The sequence below is a fragment of the Kitasatospora sp. NPDC052896 genome (assembly GCF_044547075.1).
GTDB lineage: Bacteria > Actinomycetota > Actinomycetes > Streptomycetales > Streptomycetaceae > Kitasatospora.
Genome location: NZ_JBITZU010000001.1, coordinates 591,052 through 611,832, shown reverse-complemented (window position 1 = coordinate 611,832; position 20,781 = coordinate 591,052). Strand labels below are relative to the sequence as shown.

The following is a 20,781-nucleotide window of genomic DNA, read 5'->3' as shown; positions in this document are numbered from 1 at the left end:
AGAGATCAGTCCTGTGATGGCTCCGTGGGCCACTGTTCCAGCGCCAGGTGCAGCGCGTCGATGATCCGTTCCCAGGACGCCTGGACGTTCCGGGAGTGGTGGAAGGCACCGGCCGCCTCCAGGCTGCTGTAGCCGTGGAAGGTGCTGCGCAGCAGGCGCACCGCGTCGGTCAGGGCCGGCTCGGCCAGCCCGTAGCCGCGCAGCATCGCGTTGGTGGTCTCGACGGTGCGGTGGAAGGCGGGCGACTGGGCGGCGATCGCCGGGTCCACCCGGAACTGGGTCGCGGCGTAGCGGCCGGGGTGTTCCAGCGCGAACGCCCGGTAGGTGTGGGCGTACGCGGCCAGCGCCTCCTTGCCGGACCGGCCGGCCACCGCCACCGAGATCCGGTCCACCAGCTCGCCGCCGGCCAGCAGGGCGACCCGGGTCCGCAGGTCCTGGAGGTTCCTGATGTGCGAGTAGAGGCTGGCGTCCTTGACCCCGAAGCCGCGGGCCAGCGCGGACACCGTGACGTTCTCGAACCCGGCGCTGTCCGCCAGGTCCGCCGCCGCTGCCACCACCCGATCGGTCGTCAGACCGGCACGAGCCATCCGCCACCTCCGCCGAAGCGATTCCTAGGACACTTAATTAGTTGCCTAATGTACCAAGGCATTGTTAGCTTCCGATCATGAAGTCAGTGACCGAGCAGGACATCCGATCGTCGTTCGTCAACTGCTCGAAGGGAGAAGCCAAACGACTGACGTTGCCGCGGGACCTGCCGGAGCGCCCCTGGGACGACCTCGACTTCCTGGGGTGGCGTGACCCGACGGCCCCGGAGCGCGGCTGCCTGGTGGCCGAGCACGAGGGCCGGCTGGTCGCCGTGGTGCTCCGCTCGCCCGTCAAGCAGCGCGGCCGCCAGCACCGCAGCATGTGCTCGCTCTGCCTGACCACGCACCCCGCGGACGGCGTGTCGCTGATGACCGCCAGTCTGGCGGGCCGGGCCGGTCGCGAGGGCAACTCGGTCGGGGCGTACCTCTGCGCCGACCTCGCCTGCTCGCTCTACGTCCGCGGCCGGAAGACCCCGGAGCCGGGCGGGCGGTTGGAGGAGTCGCTCACCGTCGAGGAGAAGATCGACCGCACCCGGGCCAACCTGGCCGGCTTCCTCACCCGGATCCTGGCCTGACCGACCGCACCCGGCCCGGGGGGGCGGACCTCGGTGGAATGCGCCTCGGGCCGTCGCCTCTTCGGCGTAGCCTGCGTGCATGGCAGAGAGCAAGGTCCGGAAGGCTGCGGCCGAGCCGGCGGTGAAGGCGGTCGTGAAGCCCGGGAGGTCCGGGAAGCCGGAGTCCCACCAGGCGATGGTCCGGCGGGCGCGGAAGATCAACCGTGCGCTGGCGGAGCTGTATCCGTACGCGCACCCGGAGCTGGACTTCGAGGACGCGTTCCAGCTGCTGGTGGCGGTGGTGCTCTCCGCCCAGACCACCGACCTGCGGGTGAACCAGACGACACCGGCGCTGTTCGCGAAGTACCCGACTCCGCAGGACATGGCGGCGGCCGCGCCGGAGGAGCTGGAGGAGGTCATCCGGCCGACCGGGTTCTTCCGGAACAAGGCGAAGGCGCTGATCGGCCTGTCGATCAAGCTGCGGGACGAGTTCGGCGGCGAGGTGCCCAGGACACTGGAGGAGCTGATCACCCTCCCCGGCGTCGGCCGCAAGACCGCCAACGTCGTGCTCGGCAACGCCTACGGGGTGCCGGGGATCACCGTGGACACCCACTTCGGTCGGCTGGCCCGGCGGTTCGGGTGGACGACGGCGGAGGACCCGGTGGCCGTCGAGGCCGCCGTCGCGGAGATCTTCCCCAAGTCGGAGTGGACCATGCTCTCGCACCGGGTGGTCTTCCACGGCCGGCGGATCTGCCACTCCCGCAAGCCGGCCTGCGGGGTCTGCCCGATCGCGCCGCTCTGCCCGGCGTACGGCGAGGGCGAGACCGATCCGGAGAAGGCCCGGAAGCTGCTCAAGTACGAGCTGGGCGGCCAGCCCGGCCAGCGGCTGAAGCCGCCCGCCGACTACCCCGGGCGGGCCGCGAGCCCGAACGGCACGGCGTCCGTGGCGGGCACCGGCCTGGTGGACGGGGCCGCGGGGTGACCGGACGCGGCGACACGGCACCGATGGTGCGGGACGGGCTGCCGAGCTGGCTGCTGCCAGTGCGGACGGCCGCCGAGACGGTCCGGCCGGAGCAGCTGAGCCGGTTCCTGCCGCCGGCCGAGGGCGGGCGGCACTCCGCGGTCCTGCTGCTCTTCGGCGAGGGCCCGGCCGGGCCCGACCTGCTGCTGATCGAGCGCTCCCGGACGCTGCGCAAGCACGCCGGGCAGGTCTCCTTCCCCGGCGGCGCGCTGGAGGAGGCCGACGGCGACGTGCACGGCCCCGGCCCGGTGGCCGCGGCGCTCCGCGAGGCGGCCGAGGAGACCGGGCTGGATCCGAGCGGCGTCCAGGTCTTCGCGACGCTGCCCGCGCTCTACATCCCGGTGAGCGACTTCGTGGTGACCCCGGTGCTGGGCTGGTGGCGCCGGGAGACGCCGGTCGGGCCGGTGGATCCGGGGGAGACCGGCGCGGTCTTCCGGGTGCCGCTGGCCGAGCTGGCGGACCCGGCCCGGCGCGGTCGCTACCGGCACCCGTCGGGGTTCACCGGCCCCGCGTTCGAGGTGGACGGTCGCGTGGTCTGGGGTTTCACCGCCGGGGTGATCGACCGGGTGCTCCACCACAGCGGTCTGGAGCTGCCCTGGGACAGCACCCGGATGGTCGGTCAGTCCGGCTCGGAGGCCGTGCCGGGCTGACCGGCCCCGGACGCGTCCGCTGGTGAGACGGATGGCCGGGACCTGTGCGAGAAACGGGCGGGTTGCCGGGTCCGCTGCCGGGCGGAAGCGAGTCCATGGGAGGGTGGCGGGGTGAACGTGCTGGATCTGCTGCTGCTCGCCGCCGCGATCGGCTTCGCCGTGTCCGGGTACCGGCAGGGCTTCGTGGTGGGCATTCTCTCCGTCCTGGGCTTCCTGGGGGGTGGCCTGATCGCGGTGGAGCTGCTTCCGCTGGTGCTCAGCCACCTCAAGCCGGGGACCACCGCCTCGGTGGTCGCCGTCGTCGTGGTGATCGTCTTCGCGGCGATCGGGCAGGCGGCCACCACCCAGCTGGGCTGGAAGCTACGGGGGCGGATCGGCGGCAGTCCGGCCAAGGCGCTGGACGCCTTCGGCGGCTCGGTGGTGAACGTGCTGTCGATGTTGCTGGTCGCCTGGCTGATCGGCTCGGCGCTGGCTGGGACGTCGATGCCCACGGTGTCCAAGCAGGTGCGCACCTCCCGGGTGCTCGCCGGGGTGCAGGACGCGCTGCCGGCCGACGCGCCGAACTGGTTCTCCGACTTCAGCAAGGTGCTCTCGCAGAACGGCTTCCCGCAGGTCTTCAACCCATTCGAGCACGAACCGATCACCGACGTGCAGCCCCCCGACCCGGCGCTGGCCGGCAGTCCGGCGCTGGCCAAGGCCCGGCTGAGCCTGGTCAAGGTGGTCGGCACGGCGACCTCGTGCGCCAAGACCCTGGAGGGCAGCGGGTTCGTCTTCGCACCGCACCGGGTGATGACCAACGCCCACGTGGTCGGGGGCGTCGACGAGCCCACGGTCCAGGTCGGCGGCAGCGGCCCGCTCTACGACGCCACGGTCGTCGACTACGACTGGCAGCGCGACATCGCGATCCTGGACGTGCCCAAGCTCAACGCGCCGCCGCTGACCTTCGCCGGCGAGGCCCGGACCAACGACAGCGCCATCGTGGCCGGATTCCCCGAGAACGGCGCCTTCAACGTCCAGCCCGCCCGGATCCGCGGCCGGATCCAGGCCAACGGCCCGGACATCTACCACCGTGGCCAGGTGGTCCGCGACGTCTACTCGATCCGTTCGCTGGTCCGCCAGGGCAACAGCGGCGGACCGCTGCTCACCCCGGACGGTCAGGTTTACGGGGTGGTCTTCGCCAAGTCGCTGGACAGCTCGGACACCGGCTACGTGCTGACCGCCGCCGAGGTGAAACCGGACGCCACCGCCGGTGCCACCGCCGACACCCAGGTGGACACCCAGGGCTGCGCCCTGTAGTCCCCGGTGACCGGCCCTGGTGACCTTTCCCACTGACGGACCGCCAGGCACGCCGGTCCCGCTTCCGGCGGTCCGTCAGGACATCCTGATAGCGTCGGCGGGCTCTCACCCGTTCGGCCCAACCGGGGGCGCATCGGGGAGCGCCTGAACGGGAGGTCAGGAAACGCCATGATGGGTCACTCGCACGCGGTCAGCGGGGCGATGTTGTACGCGGGCTCCGCGCCCTTTCTGCCGCCGCTGCTGCTGCACACCCACCTGAAGCCGGCTGACATCCTGCTCGGGACGGTGCTCTGCGCCGGCGCCGCTCTGCTGCCCGACCTGGACCACCACGACGGGACCATCGCCAACTTCCTCGGCCCGGTCTCCAAGCTGCTCTGCCGCTTCGTCGCCTGGATCTCGGGCGGGCACCGGCACGCCACCCACTCGGTGCTCTTCGTGGCCCTGATGGGCTTCGGCTCCTGGGCGGGGGTGAGCTACCTGGGGCGTGGTTTCACCATGGGCCTGTCGTTCTTCCTGCTGGCGCTGGCGATCAAGGCGCTGCGGTTGCACCCGCCGGGTGACGGGGTGGAGAGCTGGCTGACGGTCGTCGGCCTGGCGGCGCTCGGCACCTTCGGGATGGACCGGTGGCTGCCCGACGCGCCGGGCTGGCTGCCGTACGCGGTCGCCCTCGGCACGCTCACCCACCTGCTGGGCGACTGCCTGACCAAGAAGGGCGCGCCGCTGCTCTGGCCGCACAAGCAGCGCTACGAGATCGTGCTGATCAAGCGCAGTGGCAATGACATGGAGACCAAGGTTCTGGTCCCGATCATGACAGTCGCCACCTTCGCGCTGCTCTGGTTCACGGCCCTGGAGCCGACCGTCCTCAGCTGACGGTTGTCGCCGCGCCGGACGGTGCGAACCGGTCGGCGCCCGCCGGGTGGTGCGAGGCCGCTCAGGCCTCGCGCCGCAGGCGGGCGCCGACCCAGCGGGCTCGCCGGCCGAGGATCCGTGGAATACCGAGTGGATGCGGTTCGGCGCTCTGGTGCTGCTTCGAGCCGTTGGGCCATTCCGGCTGGTGCGGGGCGGGCGCGGGCGTGTGGTTGACGCGCCGTCCGCGGGGCGCGGCGGTGCGATCGGGCATCCAGGTCATGCTGGATGGATGCCCCTGCGCCCGCCCGGGTAACCACCCTTACCGGGGCGAACTGGAGTATGCCGCAGTCATAGGAACATCTCGTCGAGAAAGGCGAGTTGAGCGTGCATCGGGTGCCGCGAACGACCCTCGGTGCCGCTCTCGCGAAGGGGTCCGGTCGACGCGGAGTCGGCTACTTGTGCTCGCTCACCCAGTCGATGAGTTCGGCGCTGAACTCCTCCGGGGCCTCTTCGTGCGGGAAGTGGCCGACACCGGGCAACAGCCGCCAGCGGTACGGCGCCTCGACGAACTCGCCCGCGCCCAGCGCGGTGTGGGAGAGCAGCACCGGGTCGGCGGCGCCCTGGATGTGCAGGGTCGGTGCGGTGACCGGCTTCTTCATCCGGCGGACGAACTGGATGCCGTCCGGGCGGGCCATCGAGCGGATCAGCCAGCGGTAGGGCTCGATGGAGCAGTGCGCGGTGCTGGGGATCCGCATGGCGCTGCGGTAGTTCTCCACCGCCTCGGGGGCCAGCAGGTTCGGGCCGGTCCAGGCGCCCAGGTAGCGGGCGATCTGCTCGGCCTCGTCGGCGACCAGCCGGCGCTCGGGTATCCACGGGCGCTGGAAGCCCAGGACGTGCTCGAAGGCGGCCATCTGCCGCCGGTCCCTGAGCAGAGCCCGGCGCAGGTGGCGGGGGTGGGCCGCGGAGACCACGGTCAGGCTGCGGATCACCGAGGGGCGCATCACGGCGGCGACCCAGGCGAGCGAGCCGCCGGTGTCGTGGCCGACCAGGTGGGCGCTGTGCTCGCCGAGCGAGCGGATCACACCGGTGATGTCGAGCGCGAGGTTGGTCGGGTCGTAGCCGCGCGGGGTGCGGTCGCTACCGCCCATGCCGCGCAGGTCCAGGGCCGCCGCCCGGTAGCCCGCGGCGGCCAGCGCGGCCATCTGGTGCCGCCAGGCCCACCAGTACTGCGGCCAGCCGTGCACCAGCAGGACCAGCGGCCCCTCGCCCTGCTCGGCGATGTGGAACCGGGCGCCGTTCGCGGCCAGGTCGCGATGGGTCCACGGGCCGGGTTCGCGGACGCTCCAGCCGACCGGACGGCCGCCCTGGGCGGCGCCGGCGGACCCGAGCTGACCGGTGGTCCGGCCGGGGGTGGTCGCGCCGTCGCCCGGGGGCGTGGTCGGGTCCGCTTCGGCTCCGGGGCCGGGCACTGCGGTCACGGGCGGGACGGGCGTCTGGTCGAGCGGCATAACGAGAGCGTTTCACATCCGGGCCGGGAACACGGCCCCGGCACTCGTTCGGGCTACAGCGGATTTGGTACGCGGCGGCCCCGGGATCACCGCCGGAGTCGGCCGCGGGCCGGTGCCGGTCAGCGCTCCAGCGCGGCGCGCTCGGCGGGGGTGGCCGGGCGGGGGCGGGCGTTCTTCAGGACCTCGGCGGTGGCCTGGGCACCCTCGATGGTCCGGCGCGGGGGTTCGACCTTCTTGAAGAACCGGACGGCCAGCAGCGCCAGGATCGCGCCCAGCACGACGTACACGCCGAAGACGATCAGGAACGACCAGCCGAGCGGGAGCCCCAGCCACTTCAGCCCGTACGCCGCCGCGAAGCTGAGCATCGGCAGCGAGGCCAGGAAGAAGACGCCCGCCACCACGCCGGAGACGCTGCCGGTCAGGCCGCGCTTGACGTCCTGTCGGAGCTCGGACTTGGCCAGCGCGATCTCGTCGTGCACCAGTGCCGACAGGTCGGCGGTGGCCGCGGCGAACAGCTGCCCGACCGAGCGCTCGCCCTCGTAGGGCTCGCGGGCGCTGCCGGACGGGCCTGCGGTTCCTGCGGACATCTGGTCTTCTCCTCTGCTGAGATTCCGGACAGCTCAGATCATGCCCTCACCAGCTGGTGGGGCACCACTCAGGGCCGCCTGTGCGGACGGTGTGTCATCCGACCGTATGTCACCGTGGACCGGGACGCCCGCGCCACTACCGCGCCTGCGGCCAGGAGGGGTCGTCGTCCTGCTGGTAGACGTCGGGGATCCCGTCACCGTCGCTGTCCCGGTCCTCCTCTTCGCAGAGCTGCCGGTAGTGCCGGTTGCGCAACTTGAGCAGCACCGTGGCCACCAGGGCACAGAGCACCGAGCCGAGCAGCACGGCGGCCTTGGCGCGGTCGGCGAGCGCGTGGTCGCCCTCGAACGCCAGCTCGCTGATCAGCAGGGAGACGGTGAACCCGATGCCCGCCAGGGTGGCGACCGCGAACAGGTCGGCCCAGGTCAGCTGCGGGTTGAGTTCGGCCCGGGTGAACCGGGCGGCCAGCCGCGCCCCGCCGAAGACGCCGATGCTCTTGCCGACCAGCAGGCCGAGCACGATGCCGAGCGGCATGGCCTGGGTGAAGACCTCCCTGATCGCCGCGGGCGAGAGGGTCACCCCGGCCGAGAAGAGGGCGAACAGTGGCACCGCGACCCCGGCGGAGAGCGGCCGGACCAGGTGCTCGATGCGCTCACCGGGTGACTGTTTCTCGTCGCCCTCCCGGTGGCAGCGCAGCAGTAGGCCCATGGCCACGCCGGAGACGGTCGGGTGCACTCCGCTCTCGTGCATCAGCGCCCAGATCACCAGCGCCAGCGGGACGAAGAGGTACCAGCCGTGGACGCCACGCCGGTGCAGGAACCAGAACAGCACCAGCCCCGCCAGGGACAGCCCGAGCGCCCAGAACTTGATCCCCGAGCTGTAGAACACCGCGATGATCAGGATGGCGATCAGGTCGTCCACCACGGCGAGCGTGAGTAGGAACGCGCGCAACGCGGAGGGCAGGTGACTGCCCACCACGGCGAGCACGCCGAGGGCGAAGGCGATGTCGGTGGCGGTCGGGATGGCCCAGCCGCCGGGGTGGCCGCCGGGGCCGCTGTTGGCCAAGGCGAAGACGATCGCCGGGAGCGCGACCCCGCAGACCGCGGCCACCACCGGCAGCAGGGCCGCGCTGGGCGTCCGCAGCTCGCCGGCGATGAACTCGCGCTTGAGTTCGATGCCGGCGGCGAAGAAGAAGATGGTGAGCAGGCCGTCCTTGGCCCAGGCGTCCAGCGTGAGGTTCAGGTGCAGCGGGCCGGACGGCCCGACGGTGTCCTCCAGGACGCTCTCGTAGGCGTGCGGCCAGACGTTGGCCCAGATGAGTGCGGCGGCGGCGGCCAGTAGCAGCAGGATGCCGCCGACCGTCTCGGTCCGCAGGGCGTCCGCCAGATAGTTGCGCTCGGGGAGGGAGAGCCTGCCGAGGAACTGACGGGGCCGGGACGACGGGGCGGTGGGCGGCGGGCTGGCCACGCGGGAGACCTCCTGGGCAGCGGGACGGTGTGGATGCACCTGTGGTGCAGTGCCGACCAGACTTCCCGGCGCGCCTCGGAGACTGTCGCTGATCTTGTTGCGACGTTAACAGTCTACCGGGTGCCGAAGTCCTATATCCGTCTTGTCATATTTTATGGGCAACGATGACCATCTGCCCTGCGGTCCGAGTGGGGTCGGCTCGGTGACCGAGGTTGCCCTGGCACCGGGTCAGGCACCCAGGTAGCGCAGCGCGGCCAGGACCCGCCGATGGTCGGCCGGGGCATCGGAAGCTCCAGCTTGAGGAGGGTGTTCGCCACGTGCTTCTCGATCGCCCGCTCGGTCACCACCAGCCCGGACGCGATCGCGGCACTGACCAGCCCTCCGCCATCAGCGCGGGCACCTCCCGCTCCTGGGGACTGAGCGGGTTCACCGCGTTGCGGGTCGGGCGGGCGCCCATCAGCTGGGTGACCGCCTCCGGGTCGAGCGCCGTGCCGCCGGCTGCCACCTGCTCCAGGGCGTCGATGAAGTCCTGGGAGTCGAGCACTCGCTTCTTCAACAGGTATCCCATCCCAGCTGAACCACCGGCCAACAGTTCGCTGGCGTACTGGGTCTCCATGTACTGGGAGAGGATCGGCACGGCCAGCGCCGGGTTGACCGCGCGCAGTTCGATGGCGGGACGCAGGCTCTCGTCGGTGTGGGTCGGCGGCGTCCAGGTCGGGTTGGTGCCTGGCCACCGCACTGCGCAACTGCTCGGCGTCCGGGGCGGCCGTCGCCACGTGGTGGCCCTCACTTTCCGGGCTGTACCAGGTCGGCACGCAGGATCGTGGTGTCCTCCGCCGCCACCTGCATCGCTCGATCACGTCCCTTCGACTCGGGTGTCGCTTCATCAGGTTGTCTGCGGTCGGACGGTTGTGCTGAGGCCCGGCCGCTGGCTGCGGAACTGGGATCACGGGGGCTGTTCCACGTTGCCCTTGGCCAGTAGGCGCTCGGCCCGGCCGAGCCGCATCCCGAGCGCGACCAGTCGAGTCTGGGCGCCGTCGTGCAGGTCCCCGTTCGATCCGGCGCAGGGTGGCCGCTGCCTCGTCGATGGCGTGCTCCCTGGTCTCCGCGAGCTGGACCAGCAGCAGCACCCGGCAGAGGGACCGAACGGGCGGGTCAGCGGGAGGTGGTCGGCAACCAGCGGATGTCGCGCCAGCCGGAGCGGTACCCAGAGCGCCAGCAGGCCGACGGCGTTGATCAGGAGCGCCCGGGGCAAGGTGTCGAAGAGGGACCCCGCGATCTGGATCCCGAAGCTGTGCATGGTGCCGGTCGCGTCCCGCTCGTGTTGCGGATCCAGCTTCCAGAGCAGCGGGCAGCAGACGAACAGGACGCCGTAGGCCCACCAGCAGAAGCCCGATGCGAACTGCGCCACGCACAACGCGACTCGGGCCAGCAGGTAGGCGCAGGATCGCCAGGCGGCAGCATCTCCCCAGGCGGTGGCCCGTCAGCCTGGCGAGGCCGGACGGCCTAGGCAGCCGTGGTGGGTTGGCGACTTCCAGTCGCAACTTCTGGCGGGTGAAGGTCCGTTGGAGCGAGCTGAGCGCCTGGTTTGGGCGGATGGCCAGCACGAGCATCGGCAGGAACAGCAAACCGGCGGAGAGCGCGCTGATCACGCCGGTCAGCACCACTGCGGCGCGTCCCAGGACTGCCAGCGGGAGGCTCAGCAGCGAGCAGAGCCGCTCGCGCCAGGCCCGGGCGGTCAGCCGCTCGAACACGGTGATCCCCGTTGTTACCCGGACGGGCTTGCTCGTCCTGACCCCACACGTGGCACGGGTGCGCGCCGAGCGGCACGCCCATCTGCGAGAGCGGGGTAAGGAGTTCGGCGCCGCTGCGGGGTACGGTCTGCCGTTGATCAGGGCACGCCCGACATCGGGAGGCCCCAGGCCCAGCAGCGGCCGTAGGGTGGTCGATCCACCGGCGCCGTTGGAGCCTGCGAATCCGGTGACCAGGCCCGCTCGGGCGGCGAGGCTCACACCGGACACGACCGTCCGGCGCCCGTACGCCGTGGTGAGGTTGATGGCCTGGGCGGTCGGAACCGCGCTGTTGGATGTCGTCGTCATGGGAGTCGTCGTCATGCAATGAGAGTGCCGCTTCGCCTCGGCGCGCCGCATTGGCGTTGGCACCCGACTTCGCAGGAGCCCAGCACCCGTTGGACAGGTGGTGCTAGCACCAGGTCGGGCAGGGAACCGCGCCGGGCCGACTTCCCGTGCGGACTGCCGTGCCCCGAACAGCGTTGAGCACGTGCGGGACCGGTCGGCCGTCCCACCCCGCCGTGGCACTCCGCCCGTGTGACTGCTTCGCGTTCGCGGGCTTCAGCCCCGCGACCAGGACGGGCCTGGTCACGATGGTCAGCGCACCGCCGCCCCGGCGCCGGCTCCTGGTCCAGGCCGCCTACGGGACGCTGCGCGTCCCGGTCGCCGACCAGCGCGCGAGCTGACATCGGCCCGACAGCCGTCCGTACGCGGCCGAGGGCCGCCCCGCGTTCGGCGGAGCGACCCTCGGTGGGCGGGCGCGGACTCAGTCCTCGCTGGCGCCGCCGGGCAGCTGGGACTGGATGAGGTTCATCACGGAGGAGTCGGCCAGCGTGGTGGTGTCGCCGACCTCCCGGCCCTCGGCGATGTCGCGCAGCAGGCGCCGCATGATCTTGCCGGAGCGGGTCTTCGGCAGCTCGGTGACCACCTTGATCTGCTTGGGCTTGGCGATCGGGCCGAGCGTCCGGCCGACGTGGTCGCGCAGCTCTGCGATCAGCCCGTTGCCATCCTGCGCGCTCCCGCGCAGGATCACGAAGGCGACGATGGCCTGGCCGGTGGTGGCGTCGGTGGCACCGACGACTGCGGACTCGGCGACCGCGGGGTGTCCGACCAGGGCCGACTCCACCTCGGTGGTGGAGATGTTGTGGCCGGAGACCAGCATGACGTCGTCGACCCGGCCGAGCAGCCAGATGTCGCCGTCCTCGTCCTTCTTCGCACCGTCGCCGGCGAAGTAGCGCCCCTCGAAGCGGGACCAGTAGGTGTCGATGTACCGCTGGTCGTCGCCCCAGATGGTGCGCAGCATCGAGGGCCAGGGCTCGGTGAGAACGAGGTAGCCGCCGGAGCCGTTGGGGACCTCGACGCCGAGGTCGTCCACCACGGTGGCCGAGATGCCGGGCAGCGCGCGCTGGGCCGAGCCGGGCTTGGTCTCGGTGACGCCGGGCAGCGGGCTGATCATCATGGCCCCGGTCTCGGTCTGCCACCAGGTGTCCACGATCGGGCAGCGGCCGCCGCCGATGTGCTCGCGGTACCAGACCCAGGCCTCGGGGTTGATCGGCTCGCCGACACTGCCGAGCACCCGCAGTGAGCTGAGGTCGAACTTGGTGGGGATGTCGTCGCCCCACTTCATGAAGGTGCGGATCGCGGTGGGCGCGGTGTAGAGGATGGTGACGCGGTACTTCTGGACGATCTCCCAGAACCGGCCCTGGTGCGGGGTGTCCGGGGTGCCCTCGTAGATCACCTGGGTGGCACCGTTGGCGAGCGGACCGTAGACGATGTACGAGTGCCCGGTGACCCAGCCGATGTCGGCGGTGCACCAGTACACGTCGCTCTCGGGCTTGAGGTCGAAGACCGCCTGGTGGGTGTAGGCGGCCTGGGTCAGGTAGCCGCCGGAGGTGTGCAGGATGCCCTTCGGCTTACCCGTGGTGCCGGAGGTGTACAGGATGAACAGCGGCTGCTCGGCGTCGTGCGCCTCGGGAGCGTGCTCGGTGGACTGCCGCTCGCAGGCCTCGTGCCACCAGACGTCGCGGCCCTCGGTCCAGGAGACCTCCTGGCCGGTGCGCCGTACCACCAGGACCTTCTCGACCTGCGGGCACTTGGCCAGCGCCTCGTCGATGGCCGGCTTCAGCGCGCTCGGCTTGCCGCGGCGGTAGCCGCCGTCGGCGGTGATCACCAGCTTGGCGTCGGCGTCCTGGATCCGGGAGGCGACGGCGTCGGCGGAGAAACCGCCGAAGACGACGGAGTGCGCCGCGCCGATCCGGGCGCAGGCGAGCATGGCGACGACCGCCTCGGGGATCATCGGCAGGTAGACGGCGACCCGGTCGCCCTTGCTGACACCGAGCTCCAGCAGGGCGTTGGCGGCCTGCGAGACCTCGTCCTTGAGCTGGGCGTAGGTGATGGCGCGGCCGTCGCCGGGCTCGCCCTCGAAGTGGATGGCGACGCGGTCGCCGTTGCCGGCCTCGACGTGCCGGTCGACGCAGTTGTAGGCGACGTTGAGCCGGCCGTCGGCGAACCACCTGGCGAAGGGCGGGTTCGACCAGTCGAGCGTCTCGGTGGGCTCGGTAGCCCAGGTGAGTCGGCGGGCCTGCTCGGCCCAGAAGCCGAGCCGGTCCTCGGAAGCCTGTGTGTACGCGGCCGCGGTGACGTTGGCGGCGGCGGCGAGCTCAGCGGGCGGGGCGAATCGCCGCTCCTCCTTGAGCAGGTTGGCCAGGCTCTCGTTGCTCACACGCACTCCTCATCGAGTCTTCTCATGGTGCTGTTCCCGCGCATGGTGCTGTTCCCGCGACGGGAAGGTCTCATGCTGCCGGGAACTCCCCCGTTGGCAGGGGATTGTCCTGTGTGTCCCAGGGCACAGCTCACCAGGCCGGAAGGCCGGTTGACAAGGGGGCACTTCGGAAAATTGGTGTAGACCTCTGAAGGGCCGCGGCCGACGCCGGCGCCTGGCAGGGAGATGGTCGGCCGCCGGCCGTCGTCACGGCCGTCGTGCGCATGCGGTGCACCGGCATGCGAACGGAGCGTCCGTGTGCGGATGGCCCGGTCGAGCCGCCGACGTCCGGGCATGCGAGGGGCGGCTCGGCCGGCCGCGCCGTGGCGAGCACCGTGACGACCGGAACGCCTGGTGCTCTTCCGGAACCGCCAACCGCTGAGATCGCCGCAGGCCCTTCGCGGCGATCCGGACCGTCGGCATGCCGTACCCACCCCGCGCTTCCCACTGCGGTGGCCTGCCGTCGCGGTCTGCCGGCATGACGATGGACTTCGGCGACGGCCAGAACGCGTTGGAGGACGCCGAGTCCGCGGCCAACGCGACCCACGGGCAATTCGTCGGGATCTACGGCGGTTCGTCGGCTCAGGTCTGGGCGAAGCTTGGGCTGACGCCGATCGCCGGCCGCAACGACGACAACGAGAACTTCACCCGGGCCAACGCGTCCGCCCTGGAGAGCTTCGCCGCTGCGCGGGGCGTCCAGGAGCCGTCCTTCTGGGTGGACAGCGAGGACAAGGCCACCGGATACGCCTACTCGAAGATCTCCAACAAGATCACCAGCTGAGCGGTGACCGGCGCTCGGACCTGGCCCGGGACAGCCCGCCGGGCCAGGTCCGGGTGTGCGGAGGCCGGAGGATCAGGCCGCGCTGGCGATCTCGCGCGAGCTGGCCACCGCGCTGAACCGCCCGGTCCCCGGGTCGAGCACGTAGGCCTGCGCGGCGGCGATGTCGAAGTACATCCCGACCAGGCGCAGGGTGCCTGCCTCGACCCGCTCCTCGACCGCCGGGTTGGCCAGCAACTGGTCCAACTGCTGCACCACGTTGGTGATGCACAACTCCTCGATCCGGTCGGCGACCGGACGGTCCTCGAACTCCGCGGGAACCCGGGCGAGCCGGGCCAGTGCCCCCCGCCCGTTACGAAGCCAGCGGGCCAGCGGGGTCGGCCGACCCGACTGTTCGTGCACGCCGTCGAGCAGGGCCTTCATCGCCCCGCAGCCGGAGTGGCCGCAGACGGTGATGCTGCGCACCTCCAGCACCTCCACGGCGTACTGCACGGCGGCCGCCACCGAGTCGTCGGCGGCGCCCGGTTCGTGCGGGGCGGGGACGAGGTTGCCGATATTGCGCACCGTGAAGAGGTCGCCAGGGCCGCTACTGGTGATCATGCTGGTCACCATCCGCGAGTCGGCGCAGGTGATGAAGAGCTGGGACGGCGTCTGCCCCTCGCGCGCCAGGCGAGCCAGCTCCGGCCGGACCAGCGGTGCGGTGTGCAACTGGAAGCCGCGGACACCCGCGAGCAGGCGGCCGTGCGGGTCCTCGTCCTGGTCGATGCGGTGGTGGCCGACCCACGGTGTCCAGGCGTGGAAACGGTGCGACTCGGCCAGGACCGTGGTCCGCGCCGTGCCGTCCGGATCGAGCGCCTCGGTACCGTGCTGCTCCGTCAGCATCGAGACCCGGCCGCCTCGGAGGATGTGGGCCGAGCGCCAGGAGTGCAGCGCCTCGAAGGCCGGATGGTCCAGGAACGAGCCGTCGTGGCAGACCGTGACCTCGGCGCCGGTGGGAATGGCACCGAGCGTCCTGGTCAGCCGCGGGACGGTGACGAAGGTCAGCGGGCCGTGCAGCTCCACGCCGTACGAGCCGTCCGGCCGGGCGGTGGCGTCGACGTGCGCCCTGGTCAGCCGGTAGAGGGCCAGCAACAGTGCGGTGCCCCCACCCATGGCCACGCCGAGCGGGACCCCGAGCAGCACCACACCGACCACGGTGGTGAGGTAGATCGGGAACTCCCGGTGCCGGTGCACCCGCCGGATGTGCGCGAAGCTGACCATCCGGATGCCCACCACCATCACCAGCGCGGCGAGCGCGGCCAGCGGAATCCGTCGCATCCCGCCGGTCAGCGCCACGGCGGCCAGTAGGACCCACCCGCCGTGCAGCACGGCAGCCCACCGACTGCGGGCCCCGGCCCGGACGTTGGCGGAACTGCGGACCTCGCCGCCTGCCACCGGCAGGCCGCCCAGCAACCCGCTGAGCAGGTTGGCCACCCCCTGCCCGCGCAACTCGCGGTCCAACTGTCCGGCGTCGCCACCGAGTCGGTCCACCGCGACCGCGCAGAGCAGCGACTCCACGCTCGCCACCACGGTGACCGTCACGATGGCTCCGAGCAGGCCGAGCAGCGGAGCGTGCGGCAGCGCGACCAGTTGGTGTTCGCGCCAACCCGGCAGTTCGACCCGAGCCAGTTCGAAGTCACAGCCGGCGGCCAGCGCCGTCCCGCCGGCGACGGCCGCCAGCGGCGCGGGCACCCTCGCCACGAGGCCGCCGATCCGCCCGGCCCGTCCGGGCAGCCGGCCGAGCCGCGGCCAGCCGCAGAGCACCCCGACGGCGAGCACACCGACTGCCAGGGCGGGCAGGTGCGGGCCCGCCAACTGCGCTGGCAGCGCCCGCAGATCGGCCACCGCCGAGCGCTGTGGCGACCCGCCGAGCACGACGTGCAACTGCGCGAGTGCGACGGTGATGCCGACCCCGGCGAGCATCCCGTGGACCACCGCGGGCGAGATCGCCAGTGCCGACCGGGCTGTCCGCAGTGCGCCCAGCAGGATCTGCAGCAGCCCGGCCGCCACGGTGATCGCGCAGGTGGTCTGCCAGCCGTACTGGCTGATCAGCCCCGCCGTGATCACGGTCAATGCCGCCGAGGGACCGCTGACCTGGAGCGGAGCACCACCCAGTAGGCCGGCGACGATGCCACCGACGGCGGCCGCCACCAGGCCGGCGGTCAGCGGCGCGCCGGTGGCCAGGGCGATACCGAGCGCGAAGGGCGCGGCGACCAGGAAGACCGCCACGGAGGCCGGCAGATCGTGGCGCGCCAATACGCGTAGCCGGGCTCGGTGGGAGGGCGCGGCACCGGGCGGGGCGTGGCTCACGGGGGTGGTGTCGGTGGGGGGACCGGCGGGGGGAGAAGGAGTGTCGAGGGTCATGGCTTCCCGTCTTTCCGGGGGAACGAACGCAGTCAACCCCGCCGGTTCTTCTCGGGCTCGGACGGCTGTCGTGGGTCGCGACGGTGGGGCGGGATGGTGCGGGCGGACCGCCGTCGGACAGCGGCCCGCCCGCGCACCATCAAGTCAATGCATCAAGACTTGGTAAACTGCTGGTAATGGAAGCTTTGCACAGCGTAAGTGTGTGCGGGAGCCCTGAAGCCGAGATTCACCCCTCCGAGTGGCACGGGTGCGGGTGGTGGACCGGCTGGGACAACCAGAGGGCCGGTGTCGTGGCCGGCTCGGCCACGACACCGGCCCTCGGTCGGGTCCCGGTGGGATTGCTCGGAGGTCAAGCGGGCGCGGTGGCCGGGTTCTGGGCGGGTACGCCGGTCTGCCGGCCGAGGGTGAACTCCGGGTCCACCTGCGCTGCCAGGTCCGCGCCGGTCTTCGCGTTGCCCCAACTCTCCGCGTTGCGCAGGTGGAAGTGGACGGCCTGGGCGGTGTACCGGCCGGCGTCCCGCCAGTGGTACGCCGCGTCCGCCTCGGCCTTCAGCAGCTCCAACACCTCGCGGTTGGCCGGTTCGAGCGCGCTCAGCGGCGGCGCCTCGCCCTGCTCCAGGCGGCGGACCCAGTCCGAGTGGCCGAAGGCGGCCAGCAGGTCGTCCCCCACCTCGCGGCGCAGGAAATCCAGGTCGGCCGGCCCCTGGACCTTGTTGCCGACCACCCGCAACGCGATGTCGAAGTCGCGGGCGTACTCCTTGTACTGCCGGTAGACCGAGGCGCCCTTCCGGGTCGGTTCGGCGATCAGGAAGGTGAGGTCGAACCGGGTGAACAGGCCGGAGGCGAAGGAGTCCGAGCCGGCCGTCATGTCCGTCACCACGTACTCGTCCTGACCATCAGTCAGATGGTTGAGCAGTAGCTCGACCGCGCCGACCTTGGAGTGGTAACAGGCCACCCCGAGGTCCTCCTCGGTGAAGGCGCCGGTGGCCAGCAGTCGCACCGAGCCCTCGTCGAGGGCGATCGGACGTGCGCAGGTCGCGTAGACCGGGTTCTCCTCGACGATCCGCAGCAGCCGGGAGCCGCGGCCGGGCGGGGTGGTCTTGATCATGACGTCCGCCGACGCCAGTCGGGGATTGCTGCCGCGCAGGTACTCCTTGATCTCCGGCAGGTGGGCGCCGAGCGAGGGGAGCGCGGCTGCCTGATCATCAGTCAGGCCCAGGGCCGGCCCCAGGTGCTGGTTGATGTCGGCGTCCATCGCGATCACCGGCCGGCCGTCGGCGGCGAGATGGCGGATGAACAGCGCCGACAGGGTGGTCTTGCCACTGCCGCCCTTGCCGACAAAGGCGATCTTCATCTGGATTCCCGGCTTTCGTTCCGCCGATCGCCACGGAGGCGCCGGCCGTCAGCTTGTTGGTAATCGTTATCGTCACCGATAGCGTCATAGTAGCCATGGCCCTCGCCGCCCCGCCGGAGGGGCCGGAGGATTGCCTCGAACGGGTGACGCCGGGGTTGCTGTGCGGGCCGGGTCGAGGGGGTCGTTACCCTCGGGTAGGTGAGCACTGGAACTGATCCGCTTGCCCCGCTGGCCGAGCTGCCCGGGGTGCCCGAGTCCGTCGCCGAGGTCCGCAAGGCCGTGGACCGGTTGTACGGCCACCGGGTTATGCGGCGCCGCGCGCCCGAGGTCACCTCGGAGGCCGCGCTGCGCGGGGCTCGCGCCTCGGCCGCCTTGGCCGGCGCCGACTGGCCGCTCGAAGAGGTTCGGCGGCGGAGCGATTTCAGTGCCGGCGAGCAGGATCGCGTGATCGGTGGGGCGCTGCGGCTCTCGGCCGAGGCCGGGCAGCTGCTGAGCGTGTGGCGGACCTCGCCGCTGCAGGTCCTGGCGCGGCTGCATCTGCTGGCGGCCGGCGAGGGGAGTTCGGCCGGGCGGCCCCGGCAGGCCGGCGAGCCGGTCGACGAGCTCTTCCCCTTGGAGTTGGCGGCCGCCGAGGGGGTGGCGGCTCCGGTCGCGCCGACCGTCCAGCCCGTGCCGGTGACGACCGCGCTGCCGCCGGCGCCCATGCCCGAGGAGGCCGCCGCGCGGCTGGACCAGCTGTCCCGGCTCCTGGTGGCGCGCACCTCGGGGGCCGTCGGTGCGGCTCCCGCGCTGGTCGTGGCGGCGGTGGTGCACGGCGAGCTGCTGGCGCTGCGCCCGTTCGCCTCCCACAACGGGATGGTCGCCCGGGCCGCACAGCGGATCGTGCTGATCACCGAGGGGCTGGACCCGAAGGCGATCTGCCCGGCCGAGGTGGGACTGGTCGAACTCGGCACGGCCGCCTACCAGCAGGCGCTAGCCGGCTATGCCAGTGGGACGCCGGAGGGGTTGGCGCACTGGATCGGGCACTGCGGGTTGGCGCTGGGGTTGGGGGTTCGGGAGAGCACGGCGGTCTGCGAGGCGATGCAGCGCGGGATGGTCTGACCGGCCGGAGCGGTTCGTTCCCGCTCCGGACAGTGAGTTGCGGCGGCACCCTGACCGCTGGTACCGCCGCTGGTACAACATTCCGGGTGACCATGCGTGCACCGGATGTGCCCATCAGGCGGGGATCCTGCCCGTTCGCCTGGTGCGGCGGCCCGTATCGCGGGTCGGCTGCACGTGGGTGCTCGGAACCTGTACGCGGTCCGTGGGGCCTGAACTGCGGTGTCGGTCTGACCTCTTCGGGTCCTTCCGGGTCTCGCGGGCCGTAAACCCTTTGTATCTCGGATCCGGGGCAAACGGAACTCGAACGGCGAATTCTTTACCTTTTGTCCGATTTGCTGACAGATGCTGCCAGTTGGTCAGTTGACTGGACGCTGCCGCTTGGCCAGGTGCCAGACCAGTCCGGCGGTCACCATGGCCGTTCCGACCGCGACGGCGACCACCGCCGTGCGACTGGGGGCCCTGAACTCGGGCAGCCGGCGGTGCAGTTCGATGGGACGATCGAAGACCAGTACCGGCCAGTCACGGGCCACGGCCTCCTTGCGCAGTCCGCGGTCGGGATTGACCGCGGAGGGGCGGCCGACCGCCTCCAGCAGTGGCAGATCGGTGATGGAGTCGCTGTAGGCGTAGCACTCCGCGAGGTCGTAGCCCTGCCGCTCGGCCAGCTCGCGGATCGAGGCCGCTTTGTTCTCAGCGTAGGCGTAGTACTCGATCTCGCCGGTGTACCGGCCGTCCTCGATCTTCAGTCGGGTGGCGATGACGTGGTCGGCGCCGAGCATGGCGCCGATCGGCTCGACCACCTCGGCTCCGGAACTGCTGACGATCACCACATCGCGACCGGCGGCGTGGTGCCGCACGATCAGGGAGGCAGCTTCCTCGTAGATCAACGGGTCGATCAGGCCGTGCAGCGTCTCGGCGACGATCTCGCGGACCTGCTGCACGTTCCAGCCGCGGGTCAGGGTGGAGAGGTACTGCCGCATCTTCTCCATCTGGTCGTGGTCAGCGCCGCCGACCAGGAAGACGAACTGGGCGTAGGCGCTCTTGAGTACGGCCCGACGGTTGATCAGACCGCCCTGGTAGAAGGGGCGGCTGAAGGCGAGGGCGCTCGACTTGGCGATGATCGTCTTGTCGAGGTCGAAGAAGGCGGCGGTGCGCGGGGTGGCCGGGTGGGGTGCGTCGGGCAGTCCGACGCGGGTGAGATCGGCTGGGGTCGTGGCTCGGGGGGTGTCGTCCGCCGGTGTCGCGCCGTCCGGCTGGACCGCTGCCGGGACGGCACTCGCGTCGTGGTCCGAGGCGGGGGTCGGCTCCGGACTGGCGGTCGGCGCGGTCTCCGAGGCGGAGTTCTCGTCGCCGTTGGCGAGGTCGGCGTTCTCGGTGGTGTCCACAGCAACCGAGGATAGATGGCGGCTTCGATGACGCCGCCATTCGGTGTACTCGGGGCCCTGCGGGTTTGTGTTTCTGGCCGCTCGGGTACACCATGGAAGTCACGGATCGTTCGCGACCGTGCTAACCCGGTCCGGCTCCTCCCCCCCGAGTCGGGCCGTGGATAGACGACCCCCGCTCTCCCCCCCGGCGGGGGTCGTCGCATGTCCGAGCCCATTTTCCAAGGCTGGCGGCTGGTGTGGGGGAGGTGCTGGAGGGGTGCCGGGGGTGGCGTCCGGGCAGGGAGGGACGGCGGAGCCCTCGTTGCCACTGATCACTCTCCGTAGTCCAATGCCTCGCTCGCGGCGACTGTTCGGCGGTTGTCAATTCATTGCCGAGATACGCCCGCACGAGTGAGTGAGTCCTCTCGAGTGGACTCGGATTTGTCCACACCCCCCGGGTTATCCACAGAAATCGATTCGCGGCAGACGAACGGCCGGCCCGACGGCACTGTGGGGGCCACGCCGAAGCGACGGCCGGTCCGGGGATGCGGTTCGCCCCCTGATGCCAGGCCGCCGGCCGAGGTTCCCACCGTCGCGGGCCGGCCCCCCCCGCGCGCCCCCCCCCCCCGGGGGGCCCCCGGGGGGGCCCCCCCCCCCCCCCCGGAACCGCCCCGGGGCCCGGGCCCGGGGGCCCAGGGGGCGCCGAAACACGCCCCCGG

Annotated in this window: 19 protein-coding genes and 1 pseudogene; 8 read left to right on the top strand and 12 right to left on the bottom strand. The window is 71.6% G+C overall.

Features of this window, described 5'->3' with window-relative positions:
* Positions 1-5: 5 nt before the first annotated feature.
* Positions 6-587, bottom strand: coding sequence for a TetR/AcrR family transcriptional regulator (locus tag ACIGXM_RS02810; protein ID WP_396556115.1), 582 nt, complete (start codon positions 585-587; stop codon positions 6-8).
* A 77-nt stretch (positions 588-664) separates the two neighbouring features.
* Here ACIGXM_RS02810 and ACIGXM_RS02805 point away from each other — a divergent pair, with 77 nt between their 5' ends.
* The 5 genes from ACIGXM_RS02805 (at position 665) to ACIGXM_RS02785 (ending at position 4,975) form a co-directional block, all read left to right on the top strand.
* Positions 665-1,159, top strand: a complete 495-nt coding sequence (locus tag ACIGXM_RS02805; protein WP_396556113.1) for an FBP domain-containing protein — start codon at positions 665-667, stop codon at positions 1,157-1,159.
* 79 nt (positions 1,160-1,238) lie between these two features.
* A complete protein-coding gene (nth, locus tag ACIGXM_RS02800) occupies positions 1,239-2,120 on the top strand; it encodes an endonuclease III (RefSeq protein WP_396556111.1) in 882 nt (293 codons plus the stop codon).
* 23 nt (positions 2,121-2,143) lie between these two features.
* Entirely contained in the window at positions 2,144-2,809 is a 666-nt protein-coding gene (locus ACIGXM_RS02795; RefSeq protein ID WP_396557348.1) for an NUDIX hydrolase, read from the top strand.
* Positions 2,810-2,920: 111 nt separating this feature from the next.
* On the top strand, positions 2,921-4,105 hold the full coding sequence (locus ACIGXM_RS02790; protein WP_396556109.1) for a MarP family serine protease: 1,185 nt from the start codon (positions 2,921-2,923) through the stop codon (positions 4,103-4,105).
* Between the two features lie 168 nt (positions 4,106-4,273).
* Entirely contained in the window at positions 4,274-4,975 is a 702-nt protein-coding gene (locus ACIGXM_RS02785) for a metal-dependent hydrolase (RefSeq protein WP_396556107.1), read from the top strand.
* 61 nt (positions 4,976-5,036) lie between these two features.
* Here the strand turns inward: ACIGXM_RS02785 and ACIGXM_RS02780 are convergent, their stop codons facing one another.
* The 7 genes and pseudogenes from ACIGXM_RS02780 to ACIGXM_RS02750 form a co-directional block, all read right to left on the bottom strand.
* The gene (locus ACIGXM_RS02780; RefSeq protein ID WP_396556105.1) at positions 5,037-5,225 is read right to left on the bottom strand and encodes a hypothetical protein; all 189 of its coding nucleotides are present in this window, start codon (positions 5,223-5,225) and stop codon (positions 5,037-5,039) included.
* 181 nt (positions 5,226-5,406) lie between these two features.
* Positions 5,407-6,462 (bottom strand): alpha/beta fold hydrolase, encoded by a 1,056-nt coding sequence (locus ACIGXM_RS02775; protein ID WP_396556103.1) that lies wholly within the window; start codon positions 6,460-6,462, stop codon positions 5,407-5,409.
* A gap of 119 nt (positions 6,463-6,581) precedes the next feature.
* The gene (locus tag ACIGXM_RS02770) at positions 6,582-7,049 is read right to left on the bottom strand and encodes a phage holin family protein (RefSeq protein WP_396556101.1); all 468 of its coding nucleotides are present in this window, start codon (positions 7,047-7,049) and stop codon (positions 6,582-6,584) included.
* Positions 7,050-7,185: 136 nt separating this feature from the next.
* The gene (nhaA, locus tag ACIGXM_RS02765; protein WP_396556099.1) at positions 7,186-8,514 is read right to left on the bottom strand and encodes a Na+/H+ antiporter NhaA; all 1,329 of its coding nucleotides are present in this window, start codon (positions 8,512-8,514) and stop codon (positions 7,186-7,188) included.
* A 340-nt stretch (positions 8,515-8,854) separates the two neighbouring features.
* Positions 8,855-9,253: a hypothetical protein gene (locus tag ACIGXM_RS02760; protein ID WP_396556097.1), complete on the bottom strand. Its 399-nt coding sequence runs from the start codon at positions 9,251-9,253 to the stop codon at positions 8,855-8,857.
* Between the two features lie 207 nt (positions 9,254-9,460).
* A complete protein-coding gene (locus ACIGXM_RS02755; RefSeq protein ID WP_396556095.1) occupies positions 9,461-9,925 on the bottom strand; it encodes a hypothetical protein in 465 nt (154 codons plus the stop codon).
* Positions 9,926-10,367: 442 nt separating this feature from the next.
* Positions 10,368-10,613: pseudogene (locus ACIGXM_RS02750) on the bottom strand (ATP-binding cassette domain-containing protein); the annotation flags it as partial.
* A 212-nt stretch (positions 10,614-10,825) separates the two neighbouring features.
* Between ACIGXM_RS02750 and ACIGXM_RS02745 the strand changes: the two are divergent.
* Entirely contained in the window at positions 10,826-10,990 is a 165-nt protein-coding gene (locus ACIGXM_RS02745) for a hypothetical protein (RefSeq protein ID WP_396556093.1), read from the top strand.
* Between the two features lie 80 nt (positions 10,991-11,070).
* Here ACIGXM_RS02745 and acs read toward each other — a convergent pair whose 3' ends face one another.
* Positions 11,071-13,026: an acetate--CoA ligase gene (gene acs, locus ACIGXM_RS02740; protein ID WP_396556091.1), complete on the bottom strand. Its 1,956-nt coding sequence runs from the start codon at positions 13,024-13,026 to the stop codon at positions 11,071-11,073.
* 517 nt (positions 13,027-13,543) lie between these two features.
* Between acs and ACIGXM_RS02735 the strand changes: the two genes are divergently transcribed.
* Positions 13,544-13,846 (top strand): hypothetical protein, encoded by a 303-nt coding sequence (locus tag ACIGXM_RS02735; protein ID WP_396556089.1) that lies wholly within the window; start codon positions 13,544-13,546, stop codon positions 13,844-13,846.
* 72 nt (positions 13,847-13,918) lie between these two features.
* Here the strand turns inward: ACIGXM_RS02735 and ACIGXM_RS02730 are convergent, their stop codons facing one another.
* Together ACIGXM_RS02730 and ACIGXM_RS02725 are read right to left on the bottom strand one after the other, a co-directional pair.
* The gene (locus ACIGXM_RS02730; protein ID WP_396556087.1) at positions 13,919-16,138 is read right to left on the bottom strand and encodes a SulP family inorganic anion transporter; all 2,220 of its coding nucleotides are present in this window, start codon (positions 16,136-16,138) and stop codon (positions 13,919-13,921) included.
* Positions 16,139-16,595: 457 nt separating this feature from the next.
* Positions 16,596-17,600, bottom strand: a complete 1,005-nt coding sequence (locus tag ACIGXM_RS02725; protein ID WP_396556085.1) for an ATP-binding protein — start codon at positions 17,598-17,600, stop codon at positions 16,596-16,598.
* A 198-nt stretch (positions 17,601-17,798) separates the two neighbouring features.
* On the opposite strand from ACIGXM_RS02725, the gene ACIGXM_RS02720 reads away from it, so the two are divergent.
* Positions 17,799-18,701, top strand: a complete 903-nt coding sequence (locus ACIGXM_RS02720; protein WP_396556083.1) for an oxidoreductase — start codon at positions 17,799-17,801, stop codon at positions 18,699-18,701.
* A gap of 356 nt (positions 18,702-19,057) precedes the next feature.
* Here the strand turns inward: ACIGXM_RS02720 and ACIGXM_RS02715 are convergent, their stop codons facing one another.
* Positions 19,058-19,882, bottom strand: a complete 825-nt coding sequence (locus ACIGXM_RS02715) for an HAD family hydrolase (RefSeq protein ID WP_396557346.1) — start codon at positions 19,880-19,882, stop codon at positions 19,058-19,060.
* Between the last annotated feature and the right edge of the window lie 899 nt (positions 19,883-20,781).

Coding starts and splice junctions, on each gene's coding strand:
- ACIGXM_RS02795 (WP_396557348.1), top strand. CDS start 2,144: ATGGTGCGGGACGGGCTGCCGAGCTGGCTGCTGCCAGTGCGGACGGCC.
- ACIGXM_RS02725 (WP_396556085.1), bottom strand. CDS start 17,600: ATGAAGATCGCCTTTGTCGGCAAGGGCGGCAGTGGCAAGACCACCCTG.
- ACIGXM_RS02770 (WP_396556101.1), bottom strand. CDS start 7,049: ATGTCCGCAGGAACCGCAGGCCCGTCCGGCAGCGCCCGCGAGCCCTAC.
- ACIGXM_RS02735 (WP_396556089.1), top strand. CDS start 13,544: ATGACGATGGACTTCGGCGACGGCCAGAACGCGTTGGAGGACGCCGAG.
- nth (WP_396556111.1), top strand. CDS start 1,239: ATGGCAGAGAGCAAGGTCCGGAAGGCTGCGGCCGAGCCGGCGGTGAAG.
- ACIGXM_RS02805 (WP_396556113.1), top strand. CDS start 665: ATGAAGTCAGTGACCGAGCAGGACATCCGATCGTCGTTCGTCAACTGC.
- ACIGXM_RS02775 (WP_396556103.1), bottom strand. CDS start 6,462: ATGCCGCTCGACCAGACGCCCGTCCCGCCCGTGACCGCAGTGCCCGGC.
- ACIGXM_RS02780 (WP_396556105.1), bottom strand. CDS start 5,225: ATGCCCGATCGCACCGCCGCGCCCCGCGGACGGCGCGTCAACCACACG.
- ACIGXM_RS02810 (WP_396556115.1), bottom strand. CDS start 587: ATGGCTCGTGCCGGTCTGACGACCGATCGGGTGGTGGCAGCGGCGGCG.
- ACIGXM_RS02785 (WP_396556107.1), top strand. CDS start 4,274: ATGATGGGTCACTCGCACGCGGTCAGCGGGGCGATGTTGTACGCGGGC.